At 64.1% G+C, this 17,456-nt stretch carries 24 protein-coding genes; 17 read left to right on the top strand and 7 right to left on the bottom strand.

Annotation, left to right across the window (positions count from 1 at the left end; translation table 11 throughout):
- Positions 1-15 precede the first annotated feature (15 nt).
- Genes ACZI8R_RS07320 through ACZI8R_RS07305 form a run of 4 tightly spaced genes read right to left on the bottom strand, consistent with a single transcriptional unit; the run spans position 16 to position 4,283 of the window.
- Positions 16-951: a diiron oxygenase gene (locus tag ACZI8R_RS07320; protein ID WP_463378924.1), complete on the bottom strand. Its 936-nt coding sequence runs from the start codon at positions 949-951 to the stop codon at positions 16-18.
- Positions 929-1,852: a prephenate dehydrogenase/arogenate dehydrogenase family protein gene (locus tag ACZI8R_RS07315; RefSeq protein ID WP_463378923.1), complete on the bottom strand. Its 924-nt coding sequence runs from the start codon at positions 1,850-1,852 to the stop codon at positions 929-931. Before ACZI8R_RS07315 ends, ACZI8R_RS07320 begins: the two co-directional genes overlap by 23 nt.
- Positions 1,849-3,921, bottom strand: a complete 2,073-nt coding sequence (pabB, locus tag ACZI8R_RS07310) for an aminodeoxychorismate synthase component I (protein ID WP_463378922.1) — start codon at positions 3,919-3,921, stop codon at positions 1,849-1,851. Before pabB ends, ACZI8R_RS07315 begins: the two co-directional genes overlap by 4 nt.
- Positions 3,922-3,929: 8 nt before the next feature.
- A complete protein-coding gene (locus ACZI8R_RS07305) occupies positions 3,930-4,283 on the bottom strand; it encodes a chorismate mutase family protein (RefSeq protein ID WP_463378921.1) in 354 nt (117 codons plus the stop codon).
- A gap of 161 nt (positions 4,284-4,444) precedes the next feature.
- Here ACZI8R_RS07305 and ACZI8R_RS07300 point away from each other — a divergent pair, with 161 nt between their 5' ends.
- Complete coding sequence (locus ACZI8R_RS07300; protein ID WP_463378920.1) at positions 4,445-5,416, top strand: esterase/lipase family protein; 972 nt, start codon at positions 4,445-4,447, stop codon at positions 5,414-5,416.
- A gap of 10 nt (positions 5,417-5,426) precedes the next feature.
- Here ACZI8R_RS07300 and ACZI8R_RS07295 read toward each other — a convergent pair whose 3' ends face one another.
- From ACZI8R_RS07295 to ACZI8R_RS07285, 3 genes are read right to left on the bottom strand one after another with little or no spacing between them, the layout of a single operon-like run.
- A complete protein-coding gene (locus tag ACZI8R_RS07295; protein ID WP_463378919.1) occupies positions 5,427-6,272 on the bottom strand; it encodes an ABC transporter permease in 846 nt (281 codons plus the stop codon).
- Positions 6,269-7,120, bottom strand: coding sequence for an ABC transporter permease (locus ACZI8R_RS07290; RefSeq protein ID WP_463378918.1), 852 nt, complete (start codon positions 7,118-7,120; stop codon positions 6,269-6,271). Before ACZI8R_RS07290 ends, ACZI8R_RS07295 begins: the two co-directional genes overlap by 4 nt.
- Positions 7,117-8,118 (bottom strand): ATP-binding cassette domain-containing protein, encoded by a 1,002-nt coding sequence (locus ACZI8R_RS07285; protein WP_463378917.1) that lies wholly within the window; start codon positions 8,116-8,118, stop codon positions 7,117-7,119. The genes ACZI8R_RS07290 and ACZI8R_RS07285 overlap by 4 nt, the downstream gene beginning before the upstream one ends.
- Before the next feature lie 585 nt (positions 8,119-8,703).
- On the opposite strand from ACZI8R_RS07285, the gene rpsJ reads away from it, so the two are divergent.
- From rpsJ to ACZI8R_RS07205, 16 genes are all read left to right on the top strand, one after another.
- Entirely contained in the window at positions 8,704-9,009 is a 306-nt protein-coding gene (gene rpsJ, locus ACZI8R_RS07280) for a 30S ribosomal protein S10 (protein ID WP_003938093.1), read from the top strand.
- A 20-nt stretch (positions 9,010-9,029) separates the two neighbouring features.
- On the top strand, positions 9,030-9,686 hold the full coding sequence (rplC, locus tag ACZI8R_RS07275) for a 50S ribosomal protein L3 (protein WP_463378916.1): 657 nt from the start codon (positions 9,030-9,032) through the stop codon (positions 9,684-9,686).
- On the top strand, positions 9,683-10,369 hold the full coding sequence (gene rplD / locus ACZI8R_RS07270) for a 50S ribosomal protein L4 (RefSeq protein WP_463378915.1): 687 nt from the start codon (positions 9,683-9,685) through the stop codon (positions 10,367-10,369). The genes rplC and rplD overlap by 4 nt, the downstream gene beginning before the upstream one ends.
- Positions 10,366-10,671, top strand: a complete 306-nt coding sequence (gene rplW, locus ACZI8R_RS07265) for a 50S ribosomal protein L23 (protein WP_463378914.1) — start codon at positions 10,366-10,368, stop codon at positions 10,669-10,671. The genes rplD and rplW overlap by 4 nt, the downstream gene beginning before the upstream one ends.
- Positions 10,672-10,710: 39 nt before the next feature.
- On the top strand, positions 10,711-11,544 hold the full coding sequence (gene rplB / locus ACZI8R_RS07260) for a 50S ribosomal protein L2 (RefSeq protein WP_463378913.1): 834 nt from the start codon (positions 10,711-10,713) through the stop codon (positions 11,542-11,544).
- A gap of 13 nt (positions 11,545-11,557) precedes the next feature.
- Entirely contained in the window at positions 11,558-11,839 is a 282-nt protein-coding gene (gene rpsS / locus ACZI8R_RS07255) for a 30S ribosomal protein S19 (RefSeq protein WP_378572928.1), read from the top strand.
- Positions 11,836-12,237, top strand: coding sequence for a 50S ribosomal protein L22 (rplV, locus tag ACZI8R_RS07250; protein ID WP_378572930.1), 402 nt, complete (start codon positions 11,836-11,838; stop codon positions 12,235-12,237). Before rpsS ends, rplV begins: the two co-directional genes overlap by 4 nt.
- Positions 12,237-13,043, top strand: a complete 807-nt coding sequence (rpsC, locus tag ACZI8R_RS07245; RefSeq protein WP_378572933.1) for a 30S ribosomal protein S3 — start codon at positions 12,237-12,239, stop codon at positions 13,041-13,043. Before rplV ends, rpsC begins: the two co-directional genes overlap by 1 nt.
- Before the next feature lie 3 nt (positions 13,044-13,046).
- Positions 13,047-13,463 (top strand): 50S ribosomal protein L16, encoded by a 417-nt coding sequence (rplP, locus tag ACZI8R_RS07240; protein ID WP_463378912.1) that lies wholly within the window; start codon positions 13,047-13,049, stop codon positions 13,461-13,463.
- Complete coding sequence (rpmC, locus tag ACZI8R_RS07235; RefSeq protein WP_005239637.1) at positions 13,463-13,699, top strand: 50S ribosomal protein L29; 237 nt, start codon at positions 13,463-13,465, stop codon at positions 13,697-13,699. The genes rplP and rpmC overlap by 1 nt, the downstream gene beginning before the upstream one ends.
- Positions 13,696-13,977, top strand: a complete 282-nt coding sequence (gene rpsQ / locus ACZI8R_RS07230; protein ID WP_463378911.1) for a 30S ribosomal protein S17 — start codon at positions 13,696-13,698, stop codon at positions 13,975-13,977. Before rpmC ends, rpsQ begins: the two co-directional genes overlap by 4 nt.
- Before the next feature lie 311 nt (positions 13,978-14,288).
- Positions 14,289-14,657, top strand: a complete 369-nt coding sequence (gene rplN, locus ACZI8R_RS07225; RefSeq protein WP_463378910.1) for a 50S ribosomal protein L14 — start codon at positions 14,289-14,291, stop codon at positions 14,655-14,657.
- Complete coding sequence (gene rplX, locus ACZI8R_RS07220) at positions 14,657-14,974, top strand: 50S ribosomal protein L24 (RefSeq protein ID WP_463378909.1); 318 nt, start codon at positions 14,657-14,659, stop codon at positions 14,972-14,974. The genes rplN and rplX overlap by 1 nt, the downstream gene beginning before the upstream one ends.
- Before the next feature lie 2 nt (positions 14,975-14,976).
- Entirely contained in the window at positions 14,977-15,543 is a 567-nt protein-coding gene (rplE, locus tag ACZI8R_RS07215; protein ID WP_463378908.1) for a 50S ribosomal protein L5, read from the top strand.
- A gap of 4 nt (positions 15,544-15,547) precedes the next feature.
- Positions 15,548-15,733, top strand: a complete 186-nt coding sequence (locus ACZI8R_RS07210; protein ID WP_463378907.1) for a type Z 30S ribosomal protein S14 — start codon at positions 15,548-15,550, stop codon at positions 15,731-15,733.
- A gap of 165 nt (positions 15,734-15,898) precedes the next feature.
- Entirely contained in the window at positions 15,899-17,401 is a 1,503-nt protein-coding gene (locus ACZI8R_RS07205) for an APC family permease (protein WP_463378906.1), read from the top strand.
- The last annotated feature ends 55 nt before the right edge of the window (positions 17,402-17,456 follow it).

Below are 17,456 nucleotides of genomic sequence, written 5' to 3'. Positions count from 1 at the left end.
TCGGTGCGAGGGGGTTCACGACCAGTCGAATTCGATTCGGTCGTGGACTCCCAGCCGACTGCTCAGGCGTTCGATTCCGCTGAAGTCCTGAACGAGCCGCTGTCGGTTCTCGGCGTGGGCGACATCGTCGATCATCGACTGTCCGTGTGGGACTCCTTCGAGATCGACGATGGCGCGCCACGTCGTGAAGTCGTTGCTGCTGAACGTGGTCATCGCCTCGGCCAGTCCGCCCAGAAAGTGGCTTCGCTCCGACTCGTTCAGTGAGTCGTAGACGATCTCGGCGATGTCGTCGGTGATCGCGGCGTGGGCACGCTCGTCACGATTGTGTACCCGCACGGTGGCCCGGTTGACGGGCTGAATTCTCGGGTCGTCGGAGATCAGATCCAGATACGCGCTGATCGAGATCTCGGCCACCGTGGTGAACGCGAACGTGGAGATCGCGCGGCGCCGCGGATCGTATTCCGCGTGCGTCGACCGGCGCTGCCTGCGCACCGTATGCACCTCGGGAAGTGCGTTGTTCGGCATGGCCCACCCCCGCAGTCGGCGCATCACCGCACTCGCATTGAGGTGCATCAACGTGTGGTACTGCTCGTCGACCATCGTCTGGTGGACGGCCACCGCCGCGGTGTCCCCGATCCCGGACTCGAGACCGTCGTGCGCGATCAGATCGAATCCCGGATTGACGACGTACTCCTCGATGTCCATCACGTTCTTGTTGAAGGCGATCCACGCCCAGGATCGGAGTCGATTCTTCGCAGGCTCGTCCATCACCGCGTACCCGTCGTGTTCCGCGAAGGGCAGCAGCGAGTCCGGATAGTCGAGCTTGGTGAGATCGAACAGTGCGCCGAGGTCGGGTTCGGACTTCTTCACCGCGGCGCGGTGCCCCCACGATCGCGCAAGTCCGCGGACGACAGCGGTCTCCGCAGCGTTACCGTGCTCCGCGACGATCATCGTCCGGCCCTTCTCTCCGCAGTTCGGCGAACAGTCCCGCGCACATCGCCCGTAACGCGTCCGCCTCCGCGCCCAACGGCGACGCTGCCCGCGTCATCAACGCCGCGAACTCCTTCTCGTCACCCCCTTCGACGGTGTCGTCGACGAGGGCCAATGCGTTCGCGAGCAGGCGTCTGGCTGCGGGTGCCGAGGGATTACCCGCTTGGACGTCCCAGTACACCTCGGGGGTTCCACCGGACACCCGAGAAAGCAGTGCGAGCGAGAGAAGATGTGGGGGAGTCCCCAGTGCGGCAAGTTCCGTGCCGTCGGCGCCCGCCTCCGCGAGAGCCAGTCCGAACGCCAGTATCGACGCATGGGTCAGTGCCTGTGTCAGGGCAGTGAGTTCGTCGTGTCGCCGCGCCCCCAGTGCCGCTATCGAAGCGCCGGTCGCCTCCAGGACCTTCACCACCGCGTCGACGCCGGGCCCGGGGAGATAGGTGACCGCCGCGATGGGACGGCCGCGCGGATCCAGTGAGGGTGCGAACATCGGGTTCACACCCAGGGCCGCGCACGAGAGGTCGGCCGCAACGACCGCCTCCGCGAACCGGGACTTCACCGACAGCGTGTCCACCAGAACAGCATCGCGTCCGAGCAGACCGGCGATCCGCGGCAAGGCGGCGAGAGCGACGTCCTCGGGAACAGAGAGAACGACCGTGCCCGCAGTGCGTAGAAGGTCGGTGAGGGCGGCATCCGGAGCCGTGATGTCACCCTGGACGTATCGACCGCCCGCTCCCGCATCGAACCGATCGACCACGATCACGTCCCTGCCGGCACGACGAAACATGTCCGTCAGCATGGTCCCGACGGCCCCGCTGCCGCCGACGACCACGGCCGCGTGCGGAGCCTCCTCGGCCACGGTCATTGCCCGAATTCGTTGGGACGCTCTGCAGTCACCGATACTGCGCGGAGCATGGTGGCGGCCTTCACCATCGCTTCGTCGAACTCTTCCTCGGGGTCGGACAGCGCCGTGATGGCGCCGCCGATACCGAACGTGACCTCCGTTTCGGTCGCCACGATCGTCCGAATGACGATCGACAGGTCGGCTGTCCCAGTCAGCGAGAAGTAGCCGATGGCCCCGGAATACACCCCGCGCGGGCCCTCTTCGAGCCGGTCGATGATTTCCATGGTCCGAACCTTCGGCGCACCCGTCATCGAACCGCCGGGGAAGGCGGCACGCACGCAGTCGACCGCCGACGAATCCGGGCTCAGAGTGCCACGCACGGTCGACACCAACTGGTGAACTGCCGCATACGTCTCGACGTCGAACAGCGAAGGAACGTGTACCGATCCGGGCACGCACACATGCGCGAGGTCGTTGCGCGTGAGGTCGACGATCATCAGGTTCTCGGCCCGATCCTTCTCACTGTCGAGAAGGTCCTGACGAAGCGCAGCATCCTCCGACGTCGTCGCACCTCGAGGCCGGGTGCCCTTGATGGGTTTCGACTCGACGATTCGGTCGGCGCCGATACGAAGAAAACGCTCGGGGGATGCGCTCAACACGGACAGGCCGGCGAAATCGAGAAAGGCACTGTACGGAGTAGGGCTGATGGTCCGTAGATGCTCGAACGTCGGCAACGGATCGATTGCTCTGCCCACCCGGGCCATGTTGGTCAGACACACCTCGTAGGACTCTCCGGCGCGAATCTCGGCGAGTGATTGCCCGATCCGATCCAGATAAGCGTCGTGGTCGTGCCGCAACTCGAGTTCTGCATACTCGACGTTTCTGATGACCGGGGCAACAGCCGGATCGGGGTCCGGCTCCGCGAGCAGGCGCAACGCGTGTTCGGTCTCGGACAGCCACCGCGCCATCTCCGGATCGTCGGCGCGGTCGCTGAGGCACAGCGCGTACGAGCAGTCGGCCGTGTGATCGATGACGACCGCCCGATCTGCGAATACGAACGCGGCGTCCGGGGTGGTGGCCGAGTGGGTGCGGCGTCCGCCGGTCTGGGCTTTCAATTCGTAGCCGAGAAAGCCGACGTACCCCAACCCGAACGGCAGACCGGGCATGCCGGGCACGCCGCGCGCCTGCAACTGCCGCTCGAGGTAGTCGAAGATCGAGGTGTGGACCTGTTCGGCCGGCAGTCCTTCCCGAGTGATCTGCACTATCGATCGGTCGACGTCGTACGTGATGTACTCGGCTCGTGGGCCCCCGGAGTTCCCCATGATGGTGAACCGTGACTCGGGTTCCGATGCCGACGTGCCGTCCAGCCAGAAGCCGTTCGGGCCGTCCGCAAATAGTCGCCCGAACGCTGCGCTCGGATCCACTTCGTGGTCGACGCGCACGCGCGAGACCACGTAGGGCGGGTGTCGGAGCGGGATACGGATCGTGGGCCTGGCTGCGGTCGCGCCACGAGCCGTGGGCGTGAGATCGCGGAAGTTCGCGAGCAGTTCGCGTCCGTAAGCGGTGCTGATCGACTCCGGATGGAACTGCACGCCCCACAACGGCCGGGTTCGGTGCCGCACGCCCATGAGAAGGCCGTCGGTGGTCCACGCGGTCGCCTCGAGTTCGTCGGGCAGTTCGTCGGCGATGAGTGAGTGATATCGCACAGCCGGAAAGGGCGACGGGATGCCCGCGAAGACGTCCGTCCCGTCGTGTTCGACCATCGTCACCCTGCCGTGCATCGGCTCGGGGGCGAGTCCCACCCGCGCCCCGAACGCTCGACACAGGCCTTGATGACCGAGGCACACGCCCAGTACCGGTACTGCGGCATCCGTGAAGGCGCGAGCGCTGATCCCGAAGTCGCGTACGCGATCAGGGCGTCCCGGGCCGGGGGAGATGACGATGTTGTCGTAGGCGTCCCAGTCGATCGATTCCCACGACGCGTCGTTGTGCACGACCGTGGGTGGCTCTCCGTTCACCTCGGCCAACAATGTGAAGAGGTTGTAGGTGAAGGAGTCGTAGTTGTCGATCAGCAGGGTGCGGGTGCTCATGCGGCTACTCACTGCGGCTCGTTCGGAGAGTCGATGATCTGTTCCTCCAAGCGGCATGTTTCGGCGATCAGGACGTCGTACAGAGTGTCGAAGAAGTCCGGTGAGAGATCGTTGCGACGGGCGAAGTCTCGTGCCCGCTCGTGTACCTGCTCCATGCGCGTCGGTTGGACGACAGCGATGTCCGCACCCCGCTTGAGATATCCGATCCTCGAACAGAGGTCGAGACGTTCACGCACCGCGTCGAGCAGTCGCGAGTCGACGGCATCGAGGTCCGATCGCAGGCTCTCGAGTTCCAGCTGCGCCGAGTCGCCCGATGATTTCTGCGTTCCATCGCTGTTCGGCTCTTCTACGGAGATGTACATTATCGCCCCACTGTTCGACGTCGGCCGAGCAATGCTCGGGAGTGCCCTGTTCTCCACCACCCTGTAGTCTCAATGTCAGGTTTAGACTTTCTTCTCATCGAGGGTCCGATGAAGTATTCTGCTCATCGGCCCTCTGGGTCCAGAATACGAGGGAGATGGGTATGTCGTTGGGCAGAAGAGGCGTCGTTCTTTCGATGGGCGCTCTCGTGTCGCTGGTGCTTGCCGCACCGGTGTCGGCGCAACCTGCGCCTGCAGTACCCAACGGGTCGAGCAATCCCGCTGCGCCCGTCGAACAGGCTCCGCCGTCTGAAAAGCCACTCGAAGGTGCGAACGACTGGTCTTGCAAGCCCTCGCCCGAGCATCCCCGGCCGGTGGTTCTCGTCCATGGCACGTGGGTCGGTATGACGGAGACCTGGAACAAGCTTTCACCCGCTCTGGCCGAAGAGGGCTACTGCGTCTTCGCGCTCGAGTACGGGCGCGCCGCGAACCCGGCCGACGGAAATGCGCTCGGCCTGCTGGGCGGCGCAGACATCGCCGAGTCCGCTCATCAACTCGCCGGATTCGTCGACCAGGTGCGGGAGGTCACCGGTTCCCCGCAGGTCGACATCGTCGGCCACTCGCTCGGCGGCACCCTGTCTCGTCAGTACCTGCGCTTCGAAGGTGGAGCCGACCTCCTGGACCCGACCAAGAACAAGGTGCACAGGTTGGTCACTCTCGGTGCGACCAACCACGGCACCAGCTTCGGCGACGTACAGGCACTCGGCGGATTGGCGCAGGCGCTCGGTATCCCGGTCACTCCACTGGCCGGAATGGCCGTAGGCCCTTCGTACATCCAGCAGATGGCGGGCTCCCCGTTCCTGCACGTACTCAACGCGGGCGGTGACACCGACCCGGGCGTCGCCTACACCGTGGTGGCGAGTCGAAAGGACACCGTGTCCACCCCGCCGGAAAACACCTTCCTGGCTGCAGGACCCGGTGCCACCGTCGACAACATCTGGGTGCAGGACGGGTGCGAGTCGAACACGACCACCCACGACCAGCTCACAAGCGATCCCCGGGCGATGCACATCGTGGAGACGGCCCTCGATCCCACCTACGCGGAGCGCGTCCCCGCACCGTGCCCCGCCGGCTGATACCGAAGGATCACGGGGGAGTGCCGGCAGCGCGCCGGTACCCCCGGATGGCGGGGTAGGCGAAGATCAGGAGCGCGCCTCCGCACCAGAGGAACGTCTTCATCAGTGGTTCGTAAACGGGTCCACCCATCGACAGTCCGCGCATCGCTTCGATGACGCATGACATCGGCTGGTTCTCGACGATCGGCTGCAACCACTTCGGGTACGCCTGGGTGGGAACGAAGCCCGAATTGAAGAACATCATCAGGGTGCACAACAGTGACAACAGTTCGACGAGTGGGGCCTTCGCTGCGTTGACCGCGAGCGCCGTCACCAGCGTGGCGAACGACATTCCGAACAGCAGTGGCAGCAGGAGCAGTCCGAGGCCCGCGAGGACGCCCTGCTCGAAACGGAAGCCGAGCGCGAAGCCGACGGCCACGATCAGCACGGTCGTGAGAAAGATTCGTACACCCTCGGCGAGCAGTCGGCTGACCATTCCCGACGCCCGGTGAACCGGCAGCACCCAGAATCGACTCAGCAGGCCGTCCGCCCATTCTCGCTTCAGTGAGAGTCCACTCGCGATGGACCCGAACATGGCGCCGATGAGAGTGATCATGGGAACTTGGCCGTAGATGGCCTTGATGCCGGTGCCATCAGTGATCGTGACGCCGAGTACCACCCAGAACATCACCAGCATCAACGCGGGATAAATGATCGCCTGCAGCATCGTGTACGGATCTCTGGTCCAGCGGAGCAGTAGTCGCCCGGTCTGGAGCAGGCTGTGCGACACGAACGCGCCGAACGACTTCTCCGAGTGTGCCTCGGTGGCCGGCGGGAAGGTGAGCGCCACGTTCGGCACTTGCTGGTCGGTGGTCATCCACGCCTCACATTCGCCCAGATGGACAGTGGGATGAACACGAGAGCGAGCCCGCCGCACCACAGAAACGAGGGCATGAGTTCGGTCATCGTGATCGTTCCGTCGGTCATGCCACGTAGAGAGGTGGCGAACTGCGAAATGGGTTGATTGCGCACGAACCCCTGCGCCCACTCGGGGAAATTCGACACCGGTACGAATCCGGACGAGAACATTCCGAGAATCAATTGCGGAATGGTGAGCGCCTGGCTCGTGACGGTCGGACTCTTGGTGAGTGTTCCCAGGGCATCCGCACCGGCGGTCAGGGTGAATCCGATCAGCATCGCCATCGCGCAGAAGGCGATCGTGAGTCCGATGCCCGCCTGGAACCGGAATCCGATGACGTGGCCGTACCCGATGGCGCAGGCGAGCGAGATCGCCGAGTGGACGAAACAGGCCGTCATGCGCGAGGCCAGAGGCACCGCAGCCGTGATGGGCATCGTCTGGAAACGTGCGTTCATTCCGTTCGACGCCTCGGTCGCCGCCCGGTGGGCCGCGGACACCGCGGTGAACGCCATCGCCTGCAGGACGATGATCGGCATGACGAACTGCGCGTAGTCGATGCCGGCAGTGAGTCGCATGACCAGCTTGAGCGGCAGATAGAAGCCGATGGTGAAGATCAGGGGAGCGAGAACGGCGATGAAGAACTGTCCGTACACCCACATGGTGTGCATGTTTCGGCCGGAAAGGGCCAGCCACTGACTGAAGGCGGTCGGCTGGGGCTTCGAGTGCCGGCCACGATAGTTCGCCGCGCGCCGCGAACTCTCCGAGGCGGCCGCTCTCGCTCCGGACGACTTCGTCACCGAGGTCACAGTGGCAGTTCCTCTCGTCGTGACGCCCCGGCATTCTGCGGCGCACCGGCGTCACCACTGTGGCCGGTGATGGAGAGGAACACGTCGTCCAGCGACGGACGCCGCAGTGCGATGTCGGCGAGCTCGATCTGGGCAAGGTCGAGTCGGCGGAGTGCCTCGGCGAGTGTCTGCGCGCCGTCGTCCGCGGGGATCGAGAGACGATCGGCTCCCGCCTCGGTGACCTTGTCGGCGGAGGTGAGGGAGGCCAGGATCTCGCGAACTCGCGGGATGTCCTCGAGCCGTGCCGGTACGACTTCGCAGTAGTTGCCGCCGGTGCGGGCCTTCAGTTCGTCCGCGGTGCCCTCGGCGATGACAGTGCCCTTGTCGATCACAACAATGTTGTCGCTCAACAGATCCGCTTCTTCGAGGTACTGGGTCGTGAGCAGGATCGTGATGCCCTGTTCCTTGAGGGTCGACACCAGTGACCACACGCCCTGACGGCTACGCGGGTCGAGGCCGGTGGTCGGCTCGTCGAGGAAGACGACCTCGGGGCGCGTGACGAGGCCGCAGGCGATGTCGACTCGGCGACGCATACCGCCCGAGTACTCGAGAACCTTTCGGTCGCCGGCTTCCACCAGATCGAACTCTTCGAGGAGTTCGGTGGCTCGGGCTTTCGCGGTGCCCTTCTTCAGTCCCATCAACCGCCCGAAGAGCACCAGGTTCTCGCGACCGGACAGGGACTCGTCCAGAGCGGCGTACTGACCGGTCATCATGATCGACCGGCGAACGCCTGCGCCGTCGGAGGTGACGTCGTGGCCGGCGACGAAGGCCCGACCCTTGTCGGGGCGCAAGAGGGTGGAGAGCACGTTGACGGTAGTGGTCTTACCGGCGCCGTTGGGCCCCAGGATGCCGAGGACGGTGCCCTTGGGGACTTCGAAACTGACACCCCGTAGGGCTCTCACCTCACCGAAGGACTTCTCGATTCCCTCGACCAGAACGGCAGGTTGGGGCGCAGTCATGTTCCCGAGTATGTCACGATCACGCTGACACGAAAGTCGAGCTACCTACTGGTAGACCCAACGATTCGGCATCTGTAACGCGTCGCCGAATCGGCGCGATAACTGCGGGACGACTCTGTGTAGTCGTATGCCGCCAGTACGGGTGACGGGGTTCATGCACTGTCCCTGCGGGAACGGTTTGAAGTCTCGGCCCACGTGCGGCATACTGGTCGGGTTGCCTTGCGCGGGACGTGATCGATTGCGGCCCGAACCGGCAAGGCGAAGTGAGTCGTAGCCAGGTATTTCACCTGGTCGCGGCCATGCAAGACGGAAGCAGTGCCTACCGAGTGCCCGAACACGGGGCGCCACCGGTACGCATTCACCGCCGAATGCAGCAGAAATGTCTGCGGCGGAGAATGAGCGAGAAGGCGACACGCCCGACCGCGTGTACCGGAGAACCATGACAGATGAACAGCGGCAGCGGATCGGGCGTGTCCCGATCGCCTAGGCGTTCTGACGGTTGCGGTCGGCAAGGACTGTGCAGACGAGATGGTTCGGCCCGACTCGGGTCGATCTGTGAAACGCGGCAAGAAAAGGACACCAAGCGTGGCGGGACAAAAGATCCGCATCAGGCTCAAGGCCTACGACCATGAGGCGATCGATGCGTCAGCACGCAAGATCGTCGAAACGGTGACCCGTACCGGGGCCCGTGTCGTCGGACCCGTGCCGTTGCCGACCGAAAAGAACGTGTACTGCGTCATCCGCTCGCCGCACAAGTACAAGGACTCGCGCGAGCACTTCGAGATGCGTACTCACAAGCGGCTTATCGACATCCTCGACCCGACGCCCAAGACGGTTGACGCGCTCATGCGTATCGACCTTCCGGCCAGCGTCGACGTCAACATTCAGTGAGCGCGGCGGAGACAAAAACAATGACTGATATCAAGATCAAGGGAATCCTGGGCACCAAGCTCGGCATGACCCAGGTCTTCGACGAGAACAACCGGGTCGTTCCGGTCACCGTCGTCAAGGCCGGTCCGAATGTCGTGACCCAGATCCGTACCGACGAGATCGACGGCTACAGCGCTGTCCAGCTCGCGTTCGGCGCCATCGACCCGCGCAAGGTGAACAAGCCGATTTCCGGCCAGTTCGCCAAGGCCGGCGTCACCCCGCGTCGCCACGTGGTCGAGATCCGCGTTGCCGACACCTCCGAGTACGAGGTCGGCCAGGAGCTCACCGCCGAGCTGTTCGAGGACGGCGCATTCGTCGACGTCACCGGTACCAGCAAGGGCAAGGGCTTCGCCGGAACCATGAAGCGTCACGGCTTCAAGGGTCAGGGCGCCTCGCACGGTACGCAGGCTGTTCACCGCCGCCCGGGCTCCATCGGTGGCTGTGCAACTCCCGGCCGCGTGTTCAAGGGAATGCGCATGTCCGGACGTATGGGTAGCGACCGCATCACCACGCAGAACCTCTCGGTCCACAAGGTGGATTCCGAGAACGGCCTGCTGCTGATCAAGGGCGCGATCCCCGGCCGCCGCGGCGGCGTCGTGATCGTCAAGAGCGCAGTGAAGGGTGGTGCGCACGCATGACCAGCACCGAGACATCGACCAAGTTGACGCTGGACGTCAAGGTCGCCGGTGGAAAGACCAACGGCACTGTGGATCTCCCCGCCGAGATCTTCGACGCACCGGCCAACATCGCGCTCCTGCACCAGGTCGTCGTCGCGCAGCTCGCTGCCGCACGCCAGGGAACGCACGCCACCAAGACCCGCGGCGAGGTTCGCGGCGGTGGCAAGAAGCCGTACCGCCAGAAGGGCACCGGCCGCGCTCGTCAGGGCTCGACCCGTGCACCGCAGTTCGCCGGCGGTGGCACCGTCCACGGCCCGCAGCCGCGTGACTACTCGCAGCGCACCCCCAAGAAGATGAAGGCAGCCGCCCTGCGCGGAGCCCTCTCGGACCGGGCACGCAACGAGCGAATCCACGTGATCACCGAACTGGTTGCCGGACAGTCTCCGTCCACGAAGTCGGCCCGCACCTTCCTCGGCGAGCTTTCGAGCCGCAAGAAGGTCCTGCTCGTCGTCGGCCGCGAGGACATCGCAGCATGGAAGAGCGTGCAGAACTTGGACGGCGTGCACCCGATCGCACCCGACCAGCTCAACACCTACGACGTGCTGGGAAGCGATGACGTCATCTTCAGCGTCGAGGCGTTGAACACGTTCATCCACGGGCCTGCCGAGACCGCCCAGGCACAGGAAAAGGAGGAGGGTAAGTGAGTACCATCGCCGACCCCCGCGACATTTTGCTGGCCCCGGTCATCTCCGAGAAGTCCTACGGACTGATCGAGGAAGGCACCTACACCTTCCTGGTGCACCCGGACTCGAACAAGACGCAGATCAAGATTGCCGTCGAGAAGATCTTCGGCGTCTCCGTGACCAGCGTCAACACCGCCAACCGTCAGGGCAAGCGCAAGCGGACCCGTTTCGGTTACGGCAAGCGCAAGGACACCAAGCGCGCGCTCGTGACCCTCTCGGCCGACAGCAAGCCCATCGAGATCTTCGGGGGACCGGTCGCGTAGGCGCCCGGGACTCGAGAGATATAGAGGACGAGAAGACTCATGGCAATCCGTAAGTACAAGCCGACTACCCCGGGCCGTCGTGGCTCGAGCGTCTCGGACTTCGCCGAGATCACTCGGTCGACCCCCGAGAAGTCGCTGATTCGCCCGCTGCACGGACGCGGTGGACGCAATGCGCACGGTCGTATCACCACTCGCCACAAGGGTGGTGGACACAAGCGTGCCTACCGACTGATCGATTTCCGTCGCAACGACAAGGACGGCGTGCCGGCCAAGGTCGCTCACATCGAGTACGACCCCAACCGGACCGCCCGCATCGCGCTGCTGCATTTCGCAGACGGCGAGAAGCGCTACATCATCGCTCCCCGTGGTCTGACCCAGGGTGCGCCGATCGAGTCCGGTGCCGCTGCCGACATCAAGCCCGGCAACAACCTGCCACTGCGCAACATCCCGACCGGTACCACGATCCACGCTGTGGAGCTGCGTCCCGGTGGCGGAGCAAAGATGGCTCGTTCCGCCGGCTCCAGCATTCAGCTGCTCGGTAAGGAAGGCACCTACGCCACGCTGCGTATGCCCTCCGGCGAGATCCGTCGCGTCGACGTGCGCTGCCGCGCAACCGTCGGCGAGGTCGGCAACGCCGAGCAGTCGAACATCAACTGGGGCAAGGCCGGCCGTATGCGCTGGAAGGGCAAGCGCCCGACCGTCCGTGGTGTCGTGATGAACCCGGTCGACCACCCGCATGGTGGCGGTGAGGGCAAGACCTCCGGTGGTCGCCACCCGGTCAGCCCGTGGGGTACTCCCGAAGGCCGTACCCGTAAGAACAAGCCCAGCGACAAGCTGATCGTCCGCCGCCGGCGTACCGGCAAGAAGCGCTAGGAGGGAGTTGTAAATGCCACGCAGCCTCAAGAAAGGCCCGTTCGTCGACGACCACCTCCTCGCGAAGGTGGACGTTCAGAACGACAAGGGCACCAAGCAGGTCATCAAGACTTGGTCGCGCCGTTCGACGATCCTTCCGGATTTCATCGGACACACGTTTGCGGTCCACGACGGCCGTAAGCACGTCCCGGTGTTCATCTCGGATTCGATGGTCGGGCACAAGCTCGGCGAATTCGCACCGACCCGCACGTTCAAGGGTCATATCAAGGACGACCGGAAGAGCAAGCGTCGATGAGCACTGAAACGAAGAACCCGACAGCAAAGGCTGTTGCACGCCACGTGCGTGTGACGCCGATGAAGGCACGTCGCGTCGTGGACCTCGTTCGTGGGCGCTCGGTCGAAGACGCCCTGAACATCCTGAAGTTCGCACCGCAGGCTGCCAGCGAGCCGGTCGCCAAGGTGATCGCGTCCGCAGCAGCCAACGCGGAGAACAACCTCGACCTCGACCCGAGCACGCTCGTCGTTGCTACGGCGTTCGTGGACGAGGGCGCGACCATGAAGCGGTTCCAGCCGCGTGCGCAGGGACGTGCGTTCCGGATCCGCAAGCGGTCCAGCCACATCACCGTGATCGTGGAGAGCCTGCCGAAGGCCGGAACCTCGACTCGTAATCGCCGGAAGGGAAGTGCTCAGTAGTGGGCCAGAAAATCAACCCGCACGGCTTCCGACTCGGCATCACCACCGACTGGAAGTCCCGCTGGTACGCAGACAAGCAGTACTCGGAGTACGTCAAGGAAGACGTCGCGATCCGTAAGCTCCTCGCCACCGGCATGGAGCGCGCGGGAATCGCGAAGGTCGAGATCGAGCGCACCCGTGACCGTGTGCGTGTGGACATCCACACCGCGCGTCCGGGCATCGTCATCGGTCGCCGTGGCGCCGAGGCGGACCGTATCCGTTCGGAGCTCGAGAAGCTGACCGGCAAGCAGGTTCAGCTGAACATCCTCGAGGTCAAGAACTCCGAGGCCGAGGCACAGCTCGTCGCACAGGGTGTGGCCGAGCAGCTCTCGAACCGTGTTGCTTTCCGTCGCGCCATGCGCAAGGCCATCCAGTCGGCCATGCGTCAGCCGAACGTGAAGGGAATCCGCGTTCAGTGCTCCGGTCGTCTCGGCGGCGCCGAGATGTCCCGGTCGGAGTTCTACCGCGAAGGCCGTGTGCCGCTGCACACGCTTCGTGCGGACATCGACTACGGCCTCTACGAGGCCAAGACCACCTTCGGTCGCATCGGCGTCAAGGTCTGGATCTACAAGGGCGACATCGTCGGTGGCAAGCGTGAGCTCGCCGCGAACGTGGCCGCACCGGCAGGGGATCGCCCCCGTCGCGAGCGTCCGAGTCGTCCCCGTCGCAGCGGTGCCACCGGCACCACGGCGACCAGCACCGAGGCCGGCCGCGCAGCGACCGCCACCGCCGATGCACCCGCCACGACGCAGCAGAAGGAGGGCTGACGCATGTTGATCCCGAAGCGGGTCAAGCACCGCAAGCAGCACCATCCGGGCCGTTCGGGTGCCGCCAAGGGTGGAACCCAGGTGACGTTCGGTGAATGGGGCATCCAGGCTCTCGAGCCCGCCTACATCACGAACCGTCAGATCGAGGCAGCACGTATCGCGATGACCCGCCACATCAAGCGTGGCGGCAAGATCTGGATCAACATCTTCCCGGATCGTCCGCTCACCAAGAAGCCTGCCGAGACCCGCATGGGTTCCGGTAAGGGTTCGCCCGAGTGGTGGGTCGCGAACGTCAAGCCTGGTCGCGTGATGTTCGAAATGACCTACCCGAACGAGGAGATTGCTCGTGAGGCCCTGCGCCGCGCGATGCACAAGCTCCCGTGCAAGTGCCGGATCGTGACAAGGGAGGAGCAGTTCTGATGGCTACTGGAACCCCAGCCGCAGAGCTCCGCGAGCTCACCGAGGAAGAGCTGGTCACCCGGCTTCGTGAGTCGAAGGAAGAGCTGTTCAACCTTCGTTTCCAGATGGCCACCGGTCAGATGGACAACAACCGCCGACTTCGGACCGTTCGTCACGAGATCGCGCGCATCTACACCGTCCTGCGCGAGCGTGAGCTCGGGCTGGCCGTCGGGCCGGACGCAGGTGACGCGGCATGAGTGAGGAAAAAGCAGTGAGCACTGAAGAGCGCAACAGCCGGAAGGTCCGGACGGGATACGTCGTCTCCGACAAGATGGAGAAGACGATCGTGGTCGAGCTCGAGGACAGGGTCAAGCACCCCCTCTACGGCAAGATCATCCGTCGTACCACCAAGGTCAAGGCGCACGACGAGAGCAGCGCCGCAGGCGTCGGTGACCGCGTTCAGCTGATGGAGACCCGTCCGCTGTCCGCCACCAAGCACTGGCGTCTCGTCGAGGTTCTGGAGAAGGCCAAGTAAGACGGCCGAGCAGGACCCGAGCGTCAACGCAAGACAAGATGCGGCCCGTTCCCTTCCAGGGAGCGGGCCGCATCTGTATCCGACTACGGATTTGTAGTTGACCTGCGTTTTCGCCTACACTAGTGCGGTTGCTTGTGGGTATATCCCACAGTTCGGCCGCGAACCCACTGCGATTTCGAGAGTTTTTGCAGGCAGGCGCGTGTTCGCGTGGTCCGCGATGCGGGTCCGTGAGCGCAGTCGAGCAGTGACACGACCACGCCCGTCGGGTCGGTAATCCGGCGTGCACCTATATCCAGGTCAAGGAGAAGTAAGTGATTCAGCAGGAGTCGCGACTGCGTGTCGCCGACAACACGGGTGCCAAGGAGATTCTCTGCATCCGCGTTCTCGGTGGTTCGTCTCGTCGCTACGCCGGGGTGGGCGACACGATCGTCGCCACCGTCAAGGACGCCATCCCGGGCGGCAACATCAAGAAGGGCGAGGTCGTCAAGGCCGTTATCGTCCGCACTGTCAAGGAGCGTCGTCGTTCCGACGGCTCGTACATCAAGTTCGACGAGAACGCTGCCGTTCTCATCAAGCCGGACAACGACCCCCGCGGTACGCGCATCTTCGGCCCCGTCGGCCGTGAACTGCGCGACAAGAAGTTCATGCGGATCGTTTCGCTCGCCCCGGAGGTGCTGTGATGAAGGTGCACAAGGGTGACACGGTGTTGGTCATCGCCGGCAAGGACAAGGGTGCAAAGGGCAAGGTCATTCAGTCCTACCCGGACACCGAGAAGGTCCTCGTCGAAGGCGTCAACCGCATCAAGAAGCACACCGCGGTTTCCGCGAACGAGCGTGGCGCCTCTTCGGGCGGCATCGTGACGCAGGAAGCCCCGATCCACGTATCCAACGTCTCGGTCGTCGACTCGGACGGGAACGCCACTCGTGTGGGTTACCGGACCGACGAGGAGTCCGGCAAGCGCGTTCGGATTTCCCGGAAGAACGGGAAGGACCTCTGAACATGACTTCCACCGAAAACAAGACCCAGCCGCGTCTGAAGACCCGCTACCGTGCGGAGATCAAGGATGCGCTGAACAGCGAATTCGACTACGCCAACGTGATGCAGATCCCGGGCGTCGTCAAGGTCGTCGTCAACATGGGTGTCGGCGACGCCGCCCGTGACGCCAAGCTCATCAACGGTGCCGTCAACGATCTCGCTCTGATCACCGGTCAGAAGCCCGAGATTCGCAAGGCACGTAAGTCCATCGCGCAGTTCAAGCTTCGCGAAGGCATGCCGATCGGTGCGCGCGTCACGCTGCGCGGCGACCGCATGTGGGAGTTCCTGGACCGTCTGGTGTCCGTGGCGCTGCCCCGTATCCGTGACTTCCGTGGCCTCTCGGGCACGCAGTTCGACGGAAACGGCAACTACACGTTCGGCCTCAACGAGCAGTCGATGTTCCACGAGATCGATGTGGACAAGATCGACCGCCCGCGCGGTATGGACATCACCGTGGTGACCACGGCTACCAACAACGAAGAAGGCCGTGCACTGCTGAAGCAGCTCGGCTTCCCGTTCAAGGAGAACTGAGCTCATGGCTAAGAAGGCATTGGTCAACAAGGCCAACAAGAAGCCGAAGTTCGCGGTTCGCGCCTACACTCGCTGCCAGCGGTGCGGACGCCCGCACTCGGTGTACCGCAAGTTCGGCCTGTGCCGAATCTGCTTGCGTGAAATGGCACATGCGGGCGAGCTGCCCGGCGTGCACAAGAGTTCCTGGTAACAACAGCACTCTCGTACAAACGGGTGGTTGTCGGACGGTGCCTCACGGCGCTCGTCCGGCAGCCACCCGTTTTTCGTGTCCGAACCGGCGCATTTCGCGAAATTTGCTGCAACGGCCGTGCAGGCGGGTCACGCTTGGGCGGGGGCCGAGGTGAGGGGCGCAGTGATGGCAGTGTCGGAATCGAATGTGCCGGCGAACGAACCGACGGAGCTCCGTCGGGTACTCGGCCCCGGTCTGCTTCTGCTCTTCATCGTCGGTGACATCCTGGGAGCGGGTGTCTATGCGGTCACGGGGGACATGATCGAGCATGTCGGCGGTATCGCGTGGGTGCCCTTCCTCGTCGCGTTCGTCGTCGCGACGCTCACCGCGTTCTCCTACCTGGAGCTGGTCGCGAAGTATCCCCAGGCCGCCGGCGCTGCGTTGTACGCACACAAAGCATTCGGGCTCCATTTCGTGACGTTCCTGGTGGCATTCGCCGTGATCTGCTCCGGCATCACCAGTGCGTCGACGTCGTCGAACGTGGTGGCCGGCAATCTTCTCGCCGGCCTGAACGAGACGTTCGGCAGCGAGGACGGATTGGGCTGGTTCGACATCGGCGACGGTGGCATGACCCAGCTCGGTATCGCGCTCGGCTTCATGCTGCTGCTGGCCGTGATCAACCTCCGTGGTGTCGGCGAGTCGGTGAAGTTCAACGTGGTGCTGACGGTCATCGAGATGGCCGCCTTGGCGATCGTCATCGTGATCGGATTCGTCGCAGCCGGAACCGGGGCGGGGGAGGGGGATATCGCCAACCTGGTGATGTTCCAGGATGCGAACGAGAAGGGCTGGTTCCTCGCCGTCACCGTCGCGACCGCGATCGCCTTCTTCGCGATGGTCGGTTTCGAGGACTCGGTGAACATGGTCGAGGAAACGAAGAAGCCGGAAAAGATCTTCCCCCGAATGATGCTGACCGGACTCGGTCTGGCGTGCCTGATCTATGTGCTCGTCGTGGTCGCCGTCATTGCCGTGCTGCCGCTCGACTACGACTCCGGCAGCGAAGGCATCCTGCTGCACGTCGTCAAGCTCGGCGCACCCTCCATCCCGATCGACGAGATCTTTCCGTACATGACCGTCTTCGCGGTGGCCAACACGGCGTTGATCAACATGCTGATGGCCAGTCGTCTGGTGTACGGGCTGGCGCGTCAGAACGTCCTGCCGAGTGCTCTCGGTGCGGTGTTGCCCGTCCGCCGCTCGCCGTGGGCGGCGATTCTCTTCTCGACCACATTGGCACTGATCCTGATCGTCGTCGTGAATCGCCTGTCGGAGAACAACGTGGTCGGGGCGCTCTCCGGTACCACCGCGCTCCTGCTTCTGTGCGTCTTCGCCGTGGTCAACATCGCTTGTCTCGTGCTCAAGCGTCGGCCGGACAAGACCTTCTTCCGGGCGCCCGTATGGGTTCCGGTTGTCGGAACTGTGATGTGCCTGTTCCTGGTCGGTCCGTGGGCGCGCACGTCCGATCAGATGATCCAGTACAAGATCGCCCTGGCGATGTTGGGGATCGGCATCGTGCTGTGGGTGATCACCTACTTCGTCGGTAAGGCCGTAGGGGGAGGCGACCGGTTCGCAGACGTCGATCATCTGGCGGAGGGCGAGGAGCCGAACCCGGCCCACCGATACGATGGGCAATAGATCCGATTCGGCCCCATCTCTTGATCCAATTTGGCCCACGCAGGGTCTTTGTCTA

The organism is Rhodococcus huquni (assembly GCF_055231055.1).
This window is presented reverse-complemented; position numbering and strand designations above follow the sequence as displayed.